This window comes from Streptomyces sp. NPDC031445 (assembly GCF_055581365.1).
Genome location: NZ_JBVIJO010000001.1, coordinates 997,500 through 1,016,698 on the forward strand (window position 1 = coordinate 997,500; position 19,199 = coordinate 1,016,698).

The 19,199-nt window shown below is 73.1% G+C and carries 14 protein-coding genes; 9 read left to right on the forward strand and 5 right to left on the reverse strand.

Annotated features, from left to right (window positions below; all coding sequences use genetic code 11):
• Window positions 1-54 precede the first annotated feature (54 nt).
• Entirely contained in the window at window positions 55-1,269 is a 1,215-nt protein-coding gene (locus ACZ5DC_RS04155) for an acetyl-CoA C-acetyltransferase (protein ID WP_468649161.1), read from the forward strand.
• Between the two features lie 50 nt (window positions 1,270-1,319).
• A complete protein-coding gene (locus ACZ5DC_RS04160; protein ID WP_468649163.1) occupies window positions 1,320-3,497 on the forward strand; it encodes a 3-hydroxyacyl-CoA dehydrogenase NAD-binding domain-containing protein in 2,178 nt (725 codons plus the stop codon).
• A gap of 6 nt (window positions 3,498-3,503) precedes the next feature.
• Here the strand turns inward: ACZ5DC_RS04160 and ACZ5DC_RS04165 are convergent, their stop codons facing one another.
• On the reverse strand, window positions 3,504-4,268 hold the full coding sequence (locus ACZ5DC_RS04165) for a MerR family transcriptional regulator (RefSeq protein WP_468649165.1): 765 nt from the start codon (window positions 4,266-4,268) through the stop codon (window positions 3,504-3,506).
• A gap of 224 nt (window positions 4,269-4,492) precedes the next feature.
• Here ACZ5DC_RS04165 and ACZ5DC_RS04170 point away from each other — a divergent pair, with 224 nt between their 5' ends.
• Both ACZ5DC_RS04170 and ACZ5DC_RS04175 read left to right on the forward strand, forming a co-directional pair.
• A complete protein-coding gene (locus ACZ5DC_RS04170) occupies window positions 4,493-5,959 on the forward strand; it encodes an amino acid permease (RefSeq protein ID WP_468649167.1) in 1,467 nt (488 codons plus the stop codon).
• 114 nt (window positions 5,960-6,073) lie between these two features.
• Entirely contained in the window at window positions 6,074-6,991 is a 918-nt protein-coding gene (locus ACZ5DC_RS04175; protein WP_468649169.1) for an adenosine kinase, read from the forward strand.
• Window positions 6,992-7,023: 32 nt separating this feature from the next.
• Here ACZ5DC_RS04175 and ACZ5DC_RS04180 read toward each other — a convergent pair whose 3' ends face one another.
• Window positions 7,024-8,511, reverse strand: coding sequence for a M1 family metallopeptidase (locus ACZ5DC_RS04180; RefSeq protein WP_468649171.1), 1,488 nt, complete (start codon window positions 8,509-8,511; stop codon window positions 7,024-7,026).
• Window positions 8,512-8,686: 175 nt separating this feature from the next.
• Here ACZ5DC_RS04180 and ACZ5DC_RS04185 point away from each other — a divergent pair, with 175 nt between their 5' ends.
• Entirely contained in the window at window positions 8,687-10,639 is a 1,953-nt protein-coding gene (locus ACZ5DC_RS04185) for a Xaa-Pro dipeptidyl-peptidase (RefSeq protein WP_468649173.1), read from the forward strand.
• A 93-nt stretch (window positions 10,640-10,732) separates the two neighbouring features.
• On the opposite strand, the gene ACZ5DC_RS04190 is transcribed toward ACZ5DC_RS04185, so the two are convergent.
• Window positions 10,733-11,647 (reverse strand): FAD-dependent oxidoreductase, encoded by a 915-nt coding sequence (locus tag ACZ5DC_RS04190; RefSeq protein ID WP_468649926.1) that lies wholly within the window; start codon window positions 11,645-11,647, stop codon window positions 10,733-10,735.
• 139 nt (window positions 11,648-11,786) lie between these two features.
• Between ACZ5DC_RS04190 and ACZ5DC_RS04195 the strand changes: the two genes are divergently transcribed.
• Entirely contained in the window at window positions 11,787-13,427 is a 1,641-nt protein-coding gene (locus tag ACZ5DC_RS04195) for an ABC-F family ATP-binding cassette domain-containing protein (protein WP_468649175.1), read from the forward strand.
• Window positions 13,428-13,491: 64 nt separating this feature from the next.
• Here the strand turns inward: ACZ5DC_RS04195 and ACZ5DC_RS04200 are convergent, their stop codons facing one another.
• The gene (locus ACZ5DC_RS04200; protein WP_468649177.1) at window positions 13,492-15,876 is read right to left on the reverse strand and encodes a Tex family protein; all 2,385 of its coding nucleotides are present in this window, start codon (window positions 15,874-15,876) and stop codon (window positions 13,492-13,494) included.
• 226 nt (window positions 15,877-16,102) lie between these two features.
• On the opposite strand from ACZ5DC_RS04200, the gene ACZ5DC_RS04205 reads away from it, so the two are divergent.
• Both ACZ5DC_RS04205 and ACZ5DC_RS04210 read left to right on the forward strand, forming a co-directional pair.
• Window positions 16,103-17,062: a GlxA family transcriptional regulator gene (locus ACZ5DC_RS04205; protein WP_468649179.1), complete on the forward strand. Its 960-nt coding sequence runs from the start codon at window positions 16,103-16,105 to the stop codon at window positions 17,060-17,062.
• A gap of 45 nt (window positions 17,063-17,107) precedes the next feature.
• Entirely contained in the window at window positions 17,108-17,758 is a 651-nt protein-coding gene (locus ACZ5DC_RS04210) for a DJ-1/PfpI family protein (RefSeq protein ID WP_468649181.1), read from the forward strand.
• Here ACZ5DC_RS04210 and ACZ5DC_RS04215 read toward each other — a convergent pair.
• Window positions 17,730-18,485 (reverse strand): enoyl-CoA hydratase/isomerase family protein, encoded by a 756-nt coding sequence (locus tag ACZ5DC_RS04215; RefSeq protein ID WP_468649183.1) that lies wholly within the window; start codon window positions 18,483-18,485, stop codon window positions 17,730-17,732. The genes ACZ5DC_RS04210 and ACZ5DC_RS04215 overlap by 29 nt on opposite strands.
• A 212-nt stretch (window positions 18,486-18,697) precedes the next feature.
• Here ACZ5DC_RS04215 and ACZ5DC_RS04220 point away from each other — a divergent pair, with 212 nt between their 5' ends.
• On the forward strand, window positions 18,698-19,195 hold the full coding sequence (locus ACZ5DC_RS04220; protein ID WP_366752606.1) for an ATP-binding protein: 498 nt from the start codon (window positions 18,698-18,700) through the stop codon (window positions 19,193-19,195).
• Window positions 19,196-19,199 lie beyond the last annotated feature (4 nt).

A 19,199-nucleotide genomic window follows, 5' to 3' on the forward strand; every position in this document is an offset into this window, starting at 1 on the left:
ACGCCGGCCAGCCCCGCCCACCCCGCTCGGCCCACCCTCCCGAAAGGCACACCAGTGAGCACCGAAGCGTACGTGTACGACGCGATCCGCACCCCGCGCGGCCGCGGCAAGGCGAACGGCGCCCTGCACGGCACGAAGCCCATCGACCTGGTCGTCGGCCTCATCCACGAGATCCGCGCCCGCTTCCCCGGCCTGGACCCGGCCGCGATCGACGACATCGTGCTCGGCGTCGTCGGCCCCGTCGGCGACCAGGGCTCGGACATCGCCCGGATCGCCGCCCTCGCCGCCGGACTGCCCGACACGGTCGCGGGCGTGCAGGAGAACCGCTTCTGTGCCTCCGGTCTGGAGGCCGTCAACCTGGCCGCCGCGAAGGTCCGCGCGGGCTGGGAGGACCTGGTCCTCGCGGGCGGCGTCGAGTCCATGTCCCGGGTCCCGATGGCCTCGGACGGCGGCGCCTGGTTCAACGATCCGATGACCAACCTCGCCGTCAACTTCGTGCCGCAGGGCATCGGCGCCGACCTCATCGCCACCATCGAGGGCTTCTCCCGCCGGGACGTCGACGAGTACGCGGCCCTGTCCCAGGAACGCGCCGCCACCGCCTGGAAGGAGGGCCGCTTCGACAGGTCGGTGGTCCCCGTCAGGGACCGCAACGGCCTGGTCGTCCTCGACCACGACGAGCACCTGCGCCCCGGCACCACCGCCGACTCGCTCGCCAAGCTGAAGCCGTCCTTCGCGGACATCGGCGACCTGGGCGGCTTCGACGCCGTCGCCCTGCAGAAGTACCACTGGGTGGAGAAGATCGACCACGTCCACCACGCCGGCAACTCCTCCGGCATCGTGGACGGCGCCTCGCTCGTCGCGATCGGCTCCCGCGAGGCCGGCGAGCGCCACGGCCTCACCCCCCGCGCGCGGATCGTCGCCGCCGCCGTCTCCGGCTCCGAGCCGACCATCATGCTCACCGGCCCCGCCCCCGCCACCCGCAAGGCCCTGGCGAAGGCCGGCCTCACCATCGACGACATCGACCTGGTCGAGATCAACGAGGCGTTCGCCGCCGTCGTGCTGCGCTTCGTGAAGGACATGGGCCTGTCCCTGGACAAGGTCAACGTCAACGGCGGAGCCATCGCCCTCGGCCACCCGCTCGGCGCCACCGGCGCCATGATCCTGGGCTCGCTCATCGACGAACTGGAGCGCCAGGACAAGCGCTACGGCCTCGCCACCCTCTGCGTCGGCGGCGGCATGGGCATCGCCACCATCGTCGAGCGCCTCTGAAACTCCCCGCGGAACCAAGCGCCCCGAAGACTGCTACGGAGACGACTGTCATGACCGAGAGCACCACCATCCGCTGGGAGCAGGACGACACCGGTGTCGTCACCCTCGTCCTGGACGACCCCAACCAGTCCGCGAACACCATGAACCAGGCGTTCCGCGACTCCCTCGCCGTGATCGCCGACCGCCTGGAGGCGGAGCGCGAGAACATCCGCGGCATCATCCTCACCTCCGCGAAGAAGACCTTCTTCGCGGGCGGCGACCTGCGCGACCTCATCCGGGTCACGCCCGAGACCGCCCGGGAACTGTTCGACGGCGGCCTCGCCATCAAGCGGAACCTGCGCCGCATCGAGACCCTCGGCAAGCCGGTCGTCGCCGCCATCAACGGCGCCGCCCTCGGCGGCGGATACGAACTGGCCCTCGCCTGCCACCACCGGGTGGCCCTCGACGCCCCCGGCACCAGGATCGGCTGTCCCGAGGTCACCCTCGGCCTGCTCCCCGGCGGCGGCGGGGTCGTGCGCACCGTGCGGCTGCTCGGCATCACGGACGCCCTGCTGAAGGTGCTCCTCCAGGGACAGCAGTACAACGCGCGGCGCGCCCAGGAGAACGGCCTCGTCCACGAGGTCGCCGCCACCCCCGAGGAACTGCTCGCCAAGGCCCGGGCGTTCATCGACGCGCACCCCGAGTCCCAGCAGCCCTGGGACAAGCCGGGGTACCGGATCCCCGGCGGCACCCCGGCCAACCCGAAGTTCGCCGCCAACCTGCCCGCCTTCCCGGCCAGCCTGCGCAAGCAGACGGGCGGCGCCCCCTACCCGGCGCCGCGCAACATCCTCGCCGCCGCCGTCGAGGGCTCCCAGGTCGACTTCGAGACCGCCCAGGTCATCGAGGCCCGCTACTTCGTGGAACTGGCCGCCGGGCAGACCTCGAAGAACATGATCCAGGCCTTCTTCTTCGACCTCCAGGCGGTCAACTCCGGCGCCAACCGCCCCCAGGGCGTCGAGCCCCGCCAGGTCCGCAAGGTGGCCGTCCTCGGCGCCGGCATGATGGGCGCCGGCATCGCCTACGCGTGCGCCCGCGCGGGCATCGACGTCGTCCTCAAGGACGTCTCCCTGGAAGCGGCCGTCAAGGGCAGGGGCTACTCCGAGAAGCTGTGCGCCAAGGCCGTCGCCCGGGGCCGTACCAGCCAGGAGAAGGCGGACGCGCTGCTCGCCCGGATCACGCCCACCGCCGAGGCGGCCGACCTCGCCGGCTGTGACGCGGTCATCGAGGCCGTGTTCGAGGACACCGCCCTCAAGCACAAGGTGTTCCAGGAGATCGAGGCCGTCGTCGCCCCCGACGCGCTGCTGTGCTCCAACACCTCCACGCTGCCCATCACCACCCTCGCCGAGGGCGTGCAGCGCCAGGCCGACTTCATCGGACTGCACTTCTTCTCGCCGGTCGACAAGATGCCGCTGGTCGAGATCATCAAGGGCGAGCGCACCGGCGAGGAGGCCCTCGCGCGCGCCTTCGACCTGGTCCGGCAGATCAACAAGACGCCGATCGTCGTGAACGACTCCCGGGGCTTCTTCACCTCCCGGGTGATCGGCCACTTCATCAACGAGGGCGTCGCCATGGTCGGCGAGGGCGTCGAGCCCGCCTCCGTGGAGCAGGCCGCCGCCCAGGCCGGCTACCCGGCCAAGGTGCTGTCCCTCATGGACGAGCTGACCCTCACCCTCCCGCGCAAGATCCGCAGCGAGACGAAGCGGGCCGTGGAGGAGGCCGGCGGCACCTGGACGGCGCACCCGGCGGAGGCGGTCGTCGACCGCATGGTCGACGAGTTCGGCCGCACCGGCCGCAGCGGCGGCGCCGGCTTCTACGACTACACCGAGGACGGCAAGCGGGCGGGGCTCTGGCCGGGCCTGCGCGAGCACTTCACCAGGCCCGGGTACGAGATCCCGTTCCGGGACATGCAGGAGCGCATGCTCTTCGCCGAGGCGCTCGACACCGTACGCCTCCTCGAAGAGGGCGTCCTGACCTCCGTCGCCGACGCCAACATCGGCTCGGTCCTCGGCATCGGCTTCCCCGGCTGGACCGGCGGTGTGCTCCAGTACATCAACGGTTACGAAGGGGGCCTGCCCGGATTCGTCGCCCGCGCGCGCGAGCTGGCCGAGCGGTACGGCGAGCGGTTCGCCCCGCCCGCGCTGCTCGTGACCAAGGCCGGGAACGGGGAGACGTTCACCGACGCCCGCTGACGCGCCTCAGCCGGACGGCGTGCTCCGGGACCCCGCCCCCGGGGCCGCCGTGCCCCCGGGCGGGGTCTCCGGGTCCGCCGCCGCGTCCAGCCACTGGCGCAGCTCCTCCTTCAGCGACCGCTGGAAGGTGGTGAGCAGCGCCTGCACCACGAGCGGGTGCATATGCGCCGACAGCGACTTCACGTCCCGCGTGTCGCGCTCGGCGACGGCGTCCCGCAGCAGGTCCGACAGCTCGTGCGCCGCCGCGCGCGCGTGACCGGTCAGGACGGTCCGGGCGGCCAGGATGGTCTCCTGCGACAGCGGTACGTCGAGGAGCCGCGCCGCGAGCCGCAGCAGACCGCAGTCCACGCGGAAGGAGTCCCCCTCCCGCGTCACCACGCTCATCGCGGCCAGCCGCTCCACGTCCTGCTCGGCCAGCCGGCGCCCCGCCCGCCGCTCCAGCTCCGCGCGGGAGACGGTCTCGACGGTGTCCGGCGCCCAGGAGGCGACCACCGCCCGGTGGATCGCCAGATCGTGCGGGCCGAGGTCGGCCGGCAGCTGCCGCAGATGCCGTTCGATCGCCGCGAGGGTCATGCCCTGGTGCTGCATCTCCTCGATCAGCTCCAGCCGGGCCAGGTGCTCCCGGCCGTAGCGGCCCACCCGGCGCGGGCCGATCACCGGCGGCGGCAGCAGTCCCCTGGTGCCGTAGAAGCGGACCGTGCGCACCGTGACGCCCGCCCGCGCGGCCAGCTCGTCGATCGTCAGGGTGGGCTCGCCGCCGTCGGTCGTCATGCGCAGCAGTATCGCTGTCTCACCAAGGGTGTGGAACCCGGGGCGGTGCCGTGTGGACCGTGTGAGAAGAACCGCTCTGTGACCTGGGCCATCGCATGCCGGACCCGCTCCCTGGGAAGCTGCTGCCTTGGTCTGTACCGCGACGACACGAGGGTGGTGCGGGCCGAGACCCGCACGAACCCCGGGCCCACGAGGTCCGGGCGCACCAGGAAGTGGAACCACCCGTGAGCAAGGAAGCCGTGGAACCGGCACAGGCCACCCCCCACCCCGAGGTGGCCCCGACGCCCGCGGACGCGGGCGACGCCGGTTACAGCAAGGACCTCAAGGCCCGCCACGTCAACATGATCGCCATCGGCGGCGCCATCGGCACCGGCCTCTTCCTGGGGGCCGGCGGACGCCTGCACAACGCGGGCCCGGCGCTCGCCCTGGCCTACCTGGTCTGCGGTGTCTTCGCCTTCTTCGTCGTCCGGGCGCTGGGCGAGCTGGTCCTGTACCGGCCGTCCTCCGGCTCCTTCGTGTCGTACGCGCGCGAGTTCCTCGGCGAGAAGGGCGCCTACGTCGCCGGCTGGATGTACTTCCTGAACTGGTCGACCACCGGCATCGCCGACATCACCGCGATCGCGCTCTACACGCACTACTGGAGCATGTTCACGTCCATCCCGCAGTGGGTGCTGGCGCTGATCGCCCTCGCGGTCGTCCTCGCCGTGAACCTGATCTCGGTGAAGATCTTCGGCGAGATGGAGTTCTGGTTCGCGATCATCAAGGTCGCCACCCTCGTGAGTTTCATGCTGATCGGCATCTTCCTGCTGGCGACCCAGCACGACGTCGGCGGCAGCAAGCCGGGCCTCGATGTCATCACCGGCAACGGCGGTGTCTTCCCGCACGGCCTGATGCCGGTCGTCCTGGTGATGCAGGGCGTGATCTTCGCGTACGCCGCCCTGGAGCTGGTCGGCGTGGCCGCCGGCGAGACCGCCGAGCCGGAGAAGGTCGTCCCGCGCGCGGTGAACTCGATCATGTGGCGCGTGGGCCTGTTCTACGTCGGCTCGGTCGTGCTCCTGGCCCTGCTGCTGCCCGGCTCGGTGTACTCGGCCGACGAGAGCCCGTTCGTGACCGTGCTGTCCAAGATCGGCGTGCCGGCGGCCGGTGACGTGATGAACCTGGTGGTGCTGACCGCCGCCATGTCCTCGCTGAACTCCGGCCTGTACTCCACCGGCCGCATCCTGCGCTCCATGGCCACGGCCGGCTCGGCGCCGAAGTTCACCGCCCGCATGAACCGCAGCCAGGTGCCCTACGGCGGCATCCTGCTGACCTGCGCGGTCTGTGTCCTCGGCGTCGGCCTGAACTACCTGGTCCCCAGCCAGGCCTTCGAGATCGTGCTGAACGTCGCCTCGCTCGGCATCATCAGCACCTGGGTGATCATCATGGTCTGCCACCTGGTCTTCGTCCGCCGTGCCCGCGCGGGCCTGGTGACCCGGCCGCACTTCCAGCTGAAGTTCAGCCCGGTCACGGAGATCGCCACCGTGGTGTTCCTGCTGGTCTGCCTCGGCATGATGGGGAACGACGCCGAGGTCGGCCGCAAGACCCTGCTGCTCATCCCGGTGATCGCCGTGATGCTGGTCGCCGGCTGGTTCGGCGTCCGCCGCCGGGTGGCGCACCACAGCGGCCAGCAGCCGGCCGAGCCGCCGCGCTAGCGGTCCGGCGCCCCTGTCGGAGGCATCGCGTACGGTGGCGTCACACCGGAGATCACTCGGCTCCGGCAGGACGCCGCCCGTGCCGCCGGGAGGCGCGGAGGGGGAGGGCGCGGGATGACCGGGCGAACGGACACGACCGACGTGCTGGTGCTGGGCGGGGCCGGTGTGGACACGGTGATCCCGGTCCCCGAGCTGCCCCTGCCGTACGCCGACAGCTACATGATCGACTCGGGGATCCGCACCCGCGCCGGCCAGACCGGCGACTTCGTCGCGCTCGGACTGGCCGCGCTGGGGCTGCGCACCCACCACCTCGACCTGCTCGGCGACGACCCCGAGGGCGGCCTCGTGCGCGCCCTGCACCGCGAGCACGGCATCGCCCTCACCGCACTGCCCCAGCCGGCCGGCACCAAGCGCGCGGTCAATCTCGTCGGCCCGGACGGCCGCCGGCTGTCCCTGTACGACACCAGCCGTGCCCACCCGGACGACCGCTTCCCCGAGGCCCGCCTGCGCGCGCTGGCCGCCGCGAGCCGGCATGTGCACGTGACCATCACCCAGCCCTGCGCGCACGCCCTGCCGGTCCTGCGGGAGACGGGTGTGCCGCTCTCCACCGACCTGCACGACTGGGACGGCGAGAACGCGTACCACGAGCCGTTCGCGGTCACGGCCGACGTCGTCTTCCTGTCGGCCGCCGCCCTGACCGACCCCGAGCGGACCATGCGGCGCATCGCCGAGCGCGGGCGGGCCGGGACCGTCGTCGCCACCGCCGGGGCCGAGGGCGCCCTCCTGCTGGCCGACGGCGAGCTGACCCGGGTACCGGCGGCGACCCCGCCCGCGCCCGTCGTGGACTCCAACGGCGCGGGCGACGCCTTCGCCGCCGCGTTCCTCTACGGCCGGCTCAGCGGCGAGCCGCCCGAGCGGTGCGCCCGGTACGGCGCGGTCGCGGGCGCCTACGCGTGCACCGTCCCGGCCACCCGCGCGGACGCGATAGGCCGGGACGAGCTGCTGCGCCGGGCGTCGGAACCGAGCCGCTGAGGCGCCGGGGACGCCGGAGTGCCGGGCCCGGGTCAGTGCCCGTGGACGGCGTTCGTCGCCTCGATCTTCTTCCAGGACTTCGGCCGCTCCACCGCCGTACCCGACTTCGCCAGGCCCCGGACCGCCGGCGACGCCGGCTTCTCCGGCTGGAACAGCCAGGTGTCGAACAGCGCGGCCAGCGGCTTGCCGGACACCCGCTCGGCGTACTTCTCGAAGTCGGCGACCGAGGCGTTGCCGTAGGCGTGCTCCTTCGGCCAGCCCTTCAGGATCGCGAAGAACGCGTCGTCACCGATCTCGTTGCGCAGCGCCTGGATGGCGACGGCTCCGCGGTCGTACACGGCGGCGCCGAACTGCTCGTCCGGGCCCGGGTCGCCGGGCTTCACCGTCCAGAAGGCGTCGTCGGCCGGGTGCGAGGCGTACACGTAGTCGGCGAGTTCCTGCGTGGTGCCCTCGCCCTCGTGCTCGGACCACAGCCACTGCGCGTACCGGGCGAAGCCCTCGTTGATCCAGATGTCCTTCCAGCCCTTGACCGACACGTCGTCGCCGTACCACTGGTGGGCCAGCTCGTGCACGACCACCGAGGTGTTGGAGCCGTTCGCGAACTGACGCGGGCTGTAGTAGACGCGGGTCTGCGTCTCCAGCGCGTAGCCGGTGGTGGTGTTCGGCACGTAGCCGCCGGCCGAGGCGAACGGATACGGCCCGAAGTAGCCGCTCAGCCAGTCCACGATCTCACCGGTGCGCTCCACGCTGGCCCGGGCGGCCCCGTCGTTGTCGCCGAGGTCCTTGCTGTAGGCGTTGACGACGGGCACCCCGCCGTCGGAGGTGCTGGTGGTGATGTCGAACCTGCCGAGCGCGAGCGTGGCCAGATAGGTCGCCTGCGGCTTGTTCTGCCGCCAGTTGTAGCGGGTCCAGCCCAGCTTCGAACTGGTCGACTGGAGCGTGCCGTTGGAGATGGCCTGGGTGCCGTCCGGCACCGCCACCGACACGTCGTAGGTGGCCTTGTCGCTCGGATGGTCGTTGCTCGGGAACCACCACCACGCGGCCTCGGGCTCGTCGGCGGCCACCGCGCCGTCCGGCGTGCGGTGCCAGGTGGAGAAGCCGTAGGCGCTCTTCGTCGACGGCACCCCGCTGTAGCGGACCACCACCGTGATCGCGGCGCCCTTGGCCAGCGGGGTCCTCGGGGTGACGACCAGCTCGTGCTGGCCGGACGTCGCGAAGGACGCCTTGGCGCCGTTGACCCGCACCTCGCTCACGTCCAGCAGGAAGTCCAGGTCGAAACTGGACAGGTCCTGGGTGGTCTTCGCCAGGATCGTCGCCGTGCCCTGCAACTCGTCCGTCTTCGGCTGGTACTGCAGCCTCAGGTCGTAGTGCGAGACGTCGTAGCCGCCGTTGCCGTAGTACGGGTAGTAGGGGTCGCCGATGCCCGGTGCGCCGGGGGAGTAACTCGCGGCCGATGCCGGGATCGCCAGCAGGAGGGAGGCCGCCGCGAGCACGCCCGGTGCGATGATTCTGCGGTGCACGTCAGCTCCAAGTCGTAGGGACGGTGCGTCCGTTCGGAGATCTGTCCGGAGCCTATTCAGTCCCTGTGGCCACTGGCCTGTCCATGGCCCCTACTGTCACACGATCGCCATTCGGCCGTCACGCGCACCGGAAAGCCTTCTTCTGTACGGGCGTTGACCGCAGTACCGTCCGCGCATGCCGAAACGCACGCGCTCCACGATCCGGAGAACGCTCGTCACCGCCGCCGTCACCGCCCTGACGGCCGCCTTCCTCACCCCGGTCGCCGCCGCCGGGGCCGCCGCGCCCCGGGAGAGCAGACCCGTCTACTCCTACGCCGACGCCGTGCGCGAGTCCGTGTGGGTGGACACCGGCCTCGACGAGGACGGCGACGGACACACCGACCGCGTCGCCGCCGACATCGTCCGGCCCGCCGAACCCGCCCGCGAGGGCCGCAAGGTGCCCGTCATCATGGACGCCAGCCCCTACTACTCCTGCTGCGGACGCGGCAACGAGAGCCAGCGCAAGACGTACGACGCCCAGGGGCACGTCGTCCAGATGCCGCTGTTCTACGACAACTACTTCGTGCCCCGCGGCTACGCCTTCGTCGGCGTCGACCTCGCCGGCACCAACCGCTCCGACGGCTGCGTCGACGTCGGCGGCCGGTCCGACATCCTCTCCGCGAAGGCCGTGGTCGACTGGCTCAACGGCCGCGCCCGGGCCTACACCAGCCGCACCGGCGGCACCCGCGTGACGGCCGGCTGGACCAACGGCCGGACCGGCATGATCGGCAAGAGCTGGGACGGCACCATCGCCAACGGCGTCGCCGCCACCGGCGTCAAGGGCCTGAGGACGATCGTCCCGATCAGCGCGATCTCCTCCTGGTACGACTACTACTTCGCGCAGGGCGCCCCGCTCTACGACGGCGGCCCCGACGACCTGGCCGGCTACGTCCTGAGCGACGACGCGCAGGCCCACTGCGCCGCCGTGCTCAAGAAGCTCGCCGACGGCAGCCCGCGCAGCGGCGACTGGACCCCGCTGTGGACCGGGCGGGACTACGTCAAGGACGCGGCGAAGGTGCGCGCCAGCGTGTTCCTGGTGCACGGCATGCAGGACCTCAACGTCCGCACCCAGCACGTCGGCCCGTGGTGGGACGCCCTCGCCCGGAACGGCGTGCGGCGCAAGATCTGGCTCTCCCAGACCGGGCACGTCGACCCCTTCGACTACCGGCGCGGCGCCTGGGTCGACACCCTGCACCGCTGGTTCGACCACGAACTCCTCGGTTACGACAACGGCGTCGACCGCGAGCCGACGGCCGACATCGAACGCCACCCCGACCAGTGGGTCACCTCCGCCGCCTGGCCCCCGCGCGGCACCCGCGCCACCGTCCTGCACCCGGCCGCCGGCAGCCGGGCCGGCGTCGGCACCCTCGGCCGGCACCGGGGCACCGGCACCGAGAGCTTCACGGACGACCCGGCGCTGAGCGAGACCGACTGGGCCGCGCACCTCACCACGGCCACACCGGAGAAGGCCGGCTTCCTCACGGCGCCCCTCACCCGGGACCTGCGCCTGTCCGGCTCCTCCACCGTCACGGTCACCGCGACCCCGACGGCCGGCTCCGCCCATCTGTCCGCCGTGCTGGTCGACGTCGGCCCGGACACCATCCGCGACTACGCCGACCCCGCCGAGGGCATCACCACCCGCACCGAGCGCAGCTGCTGGGGCGGGAGCACGGCCGGGGACAGCGCCTGCTTCAGGGAGACCGCGGCGAAGACGGCCGCCGTCGACCACACCGTGGTCAGCCGGGGCTGGGCCGACCTCGGCCACTACGCCTGGCCGGCCCCGGGCGTCCCGCTCACGCCGGGCAGGGCGTACACCATCACCCTGGACCTCGCGGCCACCGACCACGTCGTCCCCGCGGGGCACCGGCTGGCGCTGATCATCGCCGGTACGGACAAGGACCTCATCGACCCTCCGTCCAGCCGGCCGACGCTCACCGTGGACCTGTCCCGTACGACGGTGAGGGTGCCGGTGGTGGGTGGCGCGGGAGCGTTCGCCCGGGCCGCGTCAGGCAGCGCCGGGGCGCCGGCGCCGAGGGTGCTGGACGGTGTGGGGGCACCGCGTACGGTGCGGCACGTTCCGGTGGGCTGACGGTTGCGCCTCTGGGGCCCTCCGGGGCCCACCGCGGCACCGGTCCGGGGCGGCCTGGCCGCTGGGTCCGGCTGCGGGTGACCGGGCGGCGGTTCAGGGGGGCGGGAAGGCCAGGGCGGCCGCCTCCCTCGCGCAGCCCCACGCCACCGTGACGCCCGCGCCGCCGTGGCCGTAGTCGTGCACCAGGACGCGGCCGTCCGGGAGGAGCCGGCGCTCCAGCCGTACCGCCTCCCGGGCCGGCCGCAGTCCCACCCGGTGCGCGAGGACGCGCGCGCCGGCGATCTCCGGCCGGACGGCCGCGCAGCGGGCGACGATCGCCTCGGCCGTGGCCGGGTCCGGCTCCAGGGACCAGTCGTCCTCCTCGGCCGTGCCGCCCAGGAGCAGCCCGCCCGGCTGCGGGATGAAGTAGGTGGACGCGGCCGAGACGTGGTCGACGGAGGTGAACCAGCCGCTGACGCCCGGGTTCTCCACCACGACCAGCTGCCCGCGCACCGGCCGCACCGCCGGGTCCGGCACCAGGGAGCGGGCCCCGAGGCCCGTGCAGTTGATCACCACCGGGGCGGGCACGCAGGCCAGGCCGGTCACCTCGCGGACCTCCACCGTGCCCCCCGCCTTCTCCAGGCGCTGCCGCAGCCAGGCGAGATGCACCGGCATGTCGATCACCGGCAGCCGCGCCGCCAGCCCTCCGGCCACCGCCCGCAGCCCCGGCACCCGGCCCGCCCACGTGCCCAGCTCGTCCAGCCGGGCCCCCTGGTGCACCCCGTCGACCAGCCGCACCCCCGTCTCCCGCGGCCGGTCCGCCAGCTCCTCGTACACCGCCAGGGACTCCAACGCCCACGCGCCCACCAGCGGCTCCGGTTCGATGCGGTACGGCCACCACAGGCCGCCGGCGACCGCCGAGGTCGTCCGCTCGGCCGGCTCCCGCGACCACACCCGCACCCGCCGGCCGGACTCGGCCAGCAGCACGGCCGTCGTCAGCCCGGCGATCCCGCTCCCGACCACGATCACTTCGTCACTCGGCTCACTGTCCACGCCAGGACGATAGATCCTGTGCGGCCGGCCGCGTCGGCCCGGGACGCAAGCCGCCGGTGACCGGCGCAGGACGTGGCGGAGACGCGCGCGTGCCGCCACTAGGATCGGCGTCCTGATGACTGCCACCCTCGTTGCCAAGAACCTCGCCGCCGGACATGGCGACCGCTCCCTGTTCGCCGGGCTCGACCTGGTCGTCGCGCCCGGCGACGTGATCGGGCTGGTCGGTGCCAACGGCGCGGGGAAGTCGACCCTGCTGCGGATGCTCGCCGGACTCATCCCGCCCGAGCAGGGCGAACTGCGGCTGTCCCCGCCGGCCGCGACCGTCGGCCACCTGCCGCAGGAACCGGAACGCCGGCCGGGGGAGACCGTCCGGGAGTTCCTGGCCCGGCGCACCGGGGTCGCCGAGGCCCAGCGGGTGATGGACGAGGCCACCCAGGGGCTGGTCGACGGCGCTCCCGGCGCCGACGACGCCTACGCCGCCGCCCTGGAGCGCTGGCTCGGCCTCGGCGGCGCCGACCTGGAGGAGCGCGCGGAGGAGGTCGCCGACTCCCTCGGCCTGGCGGTGGACCTGGACCAGCCGATGACCGCCCTCTCCGGCGGCCAGGCGGCCCGCGCCGGCCTCGCCTCCCTGCTGCTGTCCCGCTACGACGTCTTCCTCCTGGACGAGCCCACCAACGACCTGGACCTCGACGGCCTGGAACGTCTGGAGCGGTTCGTCACCGGACTGCGCGCGGGCACGGTCGTCGTCAGCCACGACCGCGAGTTCCTCACCCGCACGGTCACCAAGGTGCTCGAACTCGACCTCGCCCAGGGGCGGATCAACCTCTACGGCGGCGGTTACGCCGGATACCTGGAGGAGCGCGAGGTGGCCCGCCGGCACGCCCGCGAGGAGTACGAGGAGTACGCCGACAAGAAGGCGGCGCTGCAGGACCGTGCCCAGATGCAGCGCGCCTGGATGGACAAGGGCGTGAAGAACGCCCGCCGCAAGGCCGGCGGCGACAACGACAAGATCGGCCGCAAGTTCCGCAGCGAGGCCAGCGAGAAGCAGGCGGCCAAGGCCCGGCAGACCCAGCGCATGATCGAGCGCCTGGACGTGGTGGAGGAGCCGCGCAAGGAGTGGGAGCTGCGGATGGAGATCGCGTCCGCGCCCCGCTCGGGCGCGGTCGTGGCGACGCTGCGGGACGCCGAGGTCCGGCGCGGCGACTTCACCTTCGGCCCGGTCTCGTTGCAGATCGACTGGGCGGACCGGATCGCCGTGACGGGGGCCAACGGATCCGGGAAGTCCACGCTGCTCGGCGCGCTGCTGGGCCGCGTCCCGCTCGACTCCGGGCACGCGGCCCTCGGCCCCGGGGTCCTGGTCGGCGAGGTCGACCAGGCCCGGGGGCTGTTCCACGGCCCCGAGACCCTGCTGGAGGCGTTCTGCGCCGCCGTACCCGACACCGAACCGGGGGAGGTCCGCACCCTCCTGGCCAAGTTCGGTCTGAAGTCCGCGCACGTGCTGCGCCCGGCCGCGACCCTCTCCCCGGGCGAACGCACCCGCGCCGCGCTCGCCCTGCTCCAGGGCCGGGGCGTCAACCTCCTCGTCCTCGACGAGCCGACGAACCACCTCGACCTGCCGGCGATCGAGCAGCTGGAGTCGGCACTCGACGGCTACCCGGGCACCCTGCTGCTGGTGACGCACGACCGCCGCATGCTGGACGCGGTGCGGGTGACCCGCCGCCTGGAGGTCGCCGACGGCAAGGTGACGGAACGCTAGGCCGGCGCGTCCCCTTCCGGCGTCCGGGCCGGGCGGCTGGTTCCGCCCGGCCCGGCCCCGCCCGTCAGCGCTTCTTCGGGTCCAGCAGGCCCGCGCGGCGCAGCGCGTCGGCCATCGCGCTGTTGGCCGGTGCCGGCGCCTGCCGGCCGCCGCGGTCACCGCCGCCCCGGCCCTGCCGCTGGCCGCCGCCGCCCTGACGCTGCTGCGGCGGACGGGCGGCGCCGCGCTGCTGCCGGCCTCCGCCCTGGCCCTGCGGGGCGGCCTCGTCGTCCAGGCGCAGCGTCAGCGCGATCCGCTTGCGCGGGATGTCGACGTCCAGGACCTTCACCTTGACGATGTCGCCCGGCTTCACGACGTCGCGCGGGTCCTTGACGAACGACTTCGACATCGCCGACACGTGCACCAGACCGTCCTGGTGGACACCGACGTCCACGAACGCGCCGAAGGCGGCCACGTTGGTGACCACGCCCTCCAGGACCATCCCGGCGGACAGGTCGGCGATCTTCTCCACGCCCTCCTTGAAGGTGGCCGTCCGGAACGCGGGACGCGGGTCGCGGCCCGGCTTCTCCAGCTCCTTGAGGATGTCCGTGACCGTGGGCAGGCCGAAGGTGTCGTCCACGAAGTCCGCCGGCCGCAGCGAGCGCAGCACGCCCGTGTTGCCGATGAGGGACGCCACCTCCTGACCCGTGGTCTTCACCATGCGCCGCACCACCGGGTACGCCTCGGGGTGCACGCTGGAGGAGTCCAGCGGGTCGGCGCCGCCGCGGATGCGCAGGAAGCCCGCGCACTGCTCGTACGCCTTGGGGCCGAGCCGCGCCACCTTCTTCAGCTCGGAACGGGACGTGAAGGGGCCGTTCTGGTCGCGGTGCGCGACGATGTTCTCGGCGAGTCCGGCGGAGATGCCCGACACCCGTGCCAGCAGCGGCACGGACGCCGTGTTGACGTCCACGCCGACGCCGTTCACACAGTCCTCCACGACCGCGTCCAGCGACCGGGACAGCTTCACCTCGGACAGGTCGTGCTGGTACTGGCCGACACCGATCGACTTCGGGTCGATCTTCACCAGCTCGGCCAGCGGGTCCTGGAGCCGGCGGGCGATGGAGACCGCGCCGCGCAGCGACACGTCCATGTCCGGCAGCTCCTGCGAGGCGTAGCTCGACGCGGAGTACACCGACGCGCCCGCCTCGGACACCATCACCTTGGTGAGCTTCAGCTCCGGGTGCCTGTCGATGAGTTCACCGGCGAGCTTGTCGGTCTCGCGGGACGCCGTGCCGTTGCCGATCGCGACCAGCTCGACGGCGTGCTCCTTGGCCAGCCGCGCCAGCTTGGCGAGCGCCTCGTCCCACTTGTTGGCCGGGACGTGCGGGTAGATCACGTCCGTGGCGACGACCTTGCCGGTCGCGTCGACCACGGCGACCTTCACGCCTGTGCGGAAACCGGGGTCCAGGCCGAGCGTCGCACGGGTGCCCGCCGGGGCGGCCAGCAGCAGGTCCCGCAGGTTCGCCGCGAACACGTTGACCGCCTCGTCCTCGGCTGCCGTCCGCAGCCGCAGGCGCAGGTCGATCCCGAGGTGGACCAGGACGCGGGTGCGCCAGGCCCAGCGGACCGTGTCCGTCAGCCACTTGTCGGCCGGGCGGCCCCGGTCGGCGATCCCGAACCTCGACGCGATGATCCCCTCGTACGAGGACGGGCCCTCGGTGGCCTCCTCCGGCTCCAGGACGAGGTCCAGGACCTCCTCCTTCTCCCCGCGCAGCATCGCCAGGATCCGGTGCGAGGGCAGCTCGGTGAACGGCTCGGCGAAGTCGAAGTAGTCGGCGAACTTGGCGCCCGCCTCCTCCTTGCCCTCCCGCACCTTCGCGGCCAGCCGCCCGCGCACCCACATGCGTTCGCGCAGCTCGCCGATCAGGTCGGCGTCCTCGGAGAACCGCTCCGTGAGGATCGCCCGCGCGCCCTCCAGCGCGGCCTGCGGGTCGGCGACGCCCTTGCCGGCGTCCACGAACGCGGCGGCGGCCGCCAGCGGTTCGACGGTCGGGTCGCTCAGCAGCCCCTCCGCGAGCGGCTCCAGGCCCGCCTCACGCGCGATCTGCGCCTTGGTGCGCCGCTTGGGCTTGTAGGGCAGGTAGACGTCCTCCAGCCGCGCCTTCGTCTCGGCGCCCCGGATCCGCGCCTCCAGCTCCTCGGTGAGCTTGCCCTGCTCCCGCACCGAGTCGAGGATCGCGGTCCGCCGCTCCTCCAGCTCCCGCAGGTAGCGCAGCCGCTCCTCGATGGTGCGCAGCTGCGCGTCGTCGAGCATCTCCGTCGCTTCCTTGCGGTAGCGAGCGATGAAGGGCACGGTCGAACCGCCGTCGAGCAGTTCCACCGCGGCCCTCACCTGCCGCTCCCGTACGCCTAGCTCCTCGGCGATCCTGCCTTCGATGGACCCTGCTCCGAGGGACCCGGGTGTCGTCACGATCCCGTACCGCCTTCTCCACTGAGGTTGCGCGGCAATTGTGGCAGGTGACACCGGCGACCGGGGATCAGGGCGGTTCCCGGCGAGGCGCCGGGCCCTCGTCCCCCCGGGTGCCTCCGGGCGGGGCGGGAAACCGGGCCGGCGTCCGGCACCCCCGGACGCCGTGGCAGAAAAGGTGGGAATTCCGTCGTTGCTGCCGCGCGCGGGGCCACCCAGAATCGAGGCCATGACGCAGCGAACCGTCCTCGTCACCGTCTTCGACGGCGTGCAGAGCCTCGACGTCACCGGCCCCGTGGAGGTCTTCACCGGCGCGGAGAGGCACACCCCGGGCTCGTACCGGATCCGCACGGCCTCCGTGGACGGCGGGCCGGTGCGCACCTCCAGCGGGCTGACCGTCGTACCGGACGGGTCCCTTGCGGACGCGGCCGGTGGGCACACCCTGCTGGTCCCCGGCGGGGAGGGCACCCGCGACCCCGATCCGCGGCTGGTGGAGTGGCTGCGCGCACACGGCCCGCGGGCCCGGCGCCTGGTCTCCGTGTGCACCGGCGCGATCCCGCTGGCGCGGGCCGGACTCCTGGACGGCCGGCGCGTCACGACGCACTGGGCGTACTGCGACGAGCTCGCCCGGGACCACCCCGCCGTCCGGGTCGACCCCGACCCGGTCTTCGTCCGGGACGGGCACGTGGCCACCTCCGCCGGGGTCACCGCGGGCATCGACCTCGCCCTCGCGCTGGTGGAGGAGGACCTGGGCCGGCAGGTGGCGCTGACCGTCGCCCGCCATCTCGTGGTCTTCCTGCGCAGACCGGGCAACCAGGCCCAGTTCAGCGCCCAGCTGGCCGTCCAGACGGCCCGCCGGGAGCCCCTCCGGGACGTCCAGCAGTGGATCACCGAACACCCGGACGGCGACCTCGGCGTCGAGGCGCTGGCCGCCCGCGCCGCCCTCTCCCCGCGCCACTTCGCCCGCGCCTTCCGGGCGGAGACCGGGATGACACCGGGCCGGTACGTCGACCGGGTCCGCCTCGAACACGCGCGCCGCCTGCTGGAGGACACCACCGACGGCATCGAACGGATCTCCCGCGCCAGCGGCTACGGCACACCGGAGGCGATGCGCCGCGCCTTCCTGCGCACCCTCGGGGCCTCCCCGGCCGAGTACCGCCGCCGGTTCCGCCCCGCCCCCGCCGTCTGACGGTCCCTCGACCTCCTCACGAGACATACGAGACAAGGGAACGCCATGCAGATCGCCATCGTGCTCTACGACCGCTTCACCGCCCTCGACGCCGTCGGCCCCTACGAGACCCTCGGCCGGCTCCCCGGCTCCGAGACCGTGTTCATCGCCGAGCGGACCGGGCCCGTGCGCACCGACACCGGGAACCTGGCGCTCACCGCCGACCGCGCCCTCGCCGAGGTGCCGTCGCCGGACCTCGTGATCGTGCCGGGCGGTCCCGGGCAGAGCGAGCAGATGGAGAACACCGCCCTGCTGGACTGGCTGCGCGCGGCGGACGCCACCAGCACCTGGACCACCTCGGTGTGCACGGGCTCGCTGCTGCTGGCCGCCGCCGGGCTGCTGCGCGGCCGCCGCGCCACCTCGCACTGGCTGGCGCTGGACCTGCTGCGCGGCTTCGGGGCCGAGCCGACGGGGGAGCGGGTGGTCGTGGACGGCAAGTACGTCACGGCGGCCGGCGTGTCGTCCGGCATCGACATGGGCCTGACCCTCCTCGGCGTCATCGCCGGCGACGAACACGCCCAGTCCGTCCAGCTGCTGACCGAGTACGACCCCCAGCCGCCGTACGACGCCGGTTCGCCGGAGAAGGCGCCCGCGCACCTCGTCGAGAAGTGGCGTGCCGCGAGCCGCTTCACCCCGGCGCGGACACGCTCCAGGTGAAGTGCGGCCGCCGGCGCTCCAGGAACGCGGCGACCCCCTCCGCGACGTCGCCGCTGCCGCGCGCCTCGGCGGCCCAGTGGGCGTCACGGTCGGTGCGGCCGGCGGCGAACTCCTTGGCGGCGGCCTGGGTGAGCTGTGAACGGGACACCAGGACCCGGGTCAGCTCCGCGACCCGCTTGTCCAGTTCGCCCTCGGGCAGCACCTCGTCCACCAGGCCGGTGCGCAGCGCCCGCCCGGTGTCGATCAACTCGGCCGTGAACAGCAGGTACTTGGCCGTGGCCGGACCGACCAGGGACACCAGGCGGCGGGTCGAGGAGGCCGGATAGACGACACCGAGCCGCGCCGGCGTCACCCCGAACAGCGCTCCCTCCTCCGCCAGCCGCAGGTCACAGGCCGCCGCGAGCTGTGCCCCACCGCCCACGCAGTGGCCGCGCACCGCGGCGACGGTCGGCTTGGGGAACGCGGCCAGGGCTTCTTCGGCGGCCACGGCGAGGGCCGGCGCCTCCTGCGGTGCGTCCCGGAGCGTGGAGATGTCGGCGCCCGCGCAGAAGGTCCCGCCCTCACCGGTCAGCACCAGCGCCCGCACCCCGGGGTCACGGGCCAGCGCGTCCAGCAGCGGGGGGAGGGCCCGCCACATCGCGGTCGTCATGGCGTTGCGCTTGGCGGGATGGCGGATCACCACGGTGGCGACGGAGTCGGTGACCTGGTGGGACAGCTGGGGCTCCATGCGGGGATCGTAGCGTCGGCCTCGTACAACCCGACTAGTTCGCGAACCGGCGTATGGGAGGCAGGAACAGTCCGGACCACGACCAGGTCATGCGGAGTCGGTCAAAAACCGTTCGATACCTGCCGACTTCTGTTCAGGCATCCGGACCGGCGCGGATCGTTACCAACACTCGACGTGTGGTGACAATCGAGCGCGAGGGTGGCGACCGGACGATGGACAACCACGGGCGCGAGGACGGTCCGCGCCCAGCGGGGGGCGGCGGCGACAGCCCGCCGGATCCACTGCCGTACGAAGGCGTCTGGCGGTTCACCGCGGCCGCGGTGGACGCCTCGGTCCCGCAGGCCCGGCACGCGGTGCGGGACCTGCTGCTGCGCCAGGGGGTGCCGGTCTCCGACGACCTGGTGCACGGGCTGCTGCTGATCGTCTCCGAGCTGGTCACCAACGCGGTCCGGCACGCGGCGCTGCTGTCGCCCGTGCTGGCCGTGGAGGTGGCCGTCGGAGCCGAGTGGGTGCGGGTGTCCGTGGAGGACAACCACCCCTACCGGCCGACGGCCCTGGAGGCCGACCACGGCCGGACCGGCGGCCGGGGGCTCCTCCTGGTCCGCGAGGTGGCGCGGGAGGCCGGCGGGGTGGTCGACGTGGAGCACACCGCGAGCGGCGGCAAGGTCATCTGGGCCGCGCTCCCGCTGAAGCCCCCCTCCCTGCCGTAGTGCC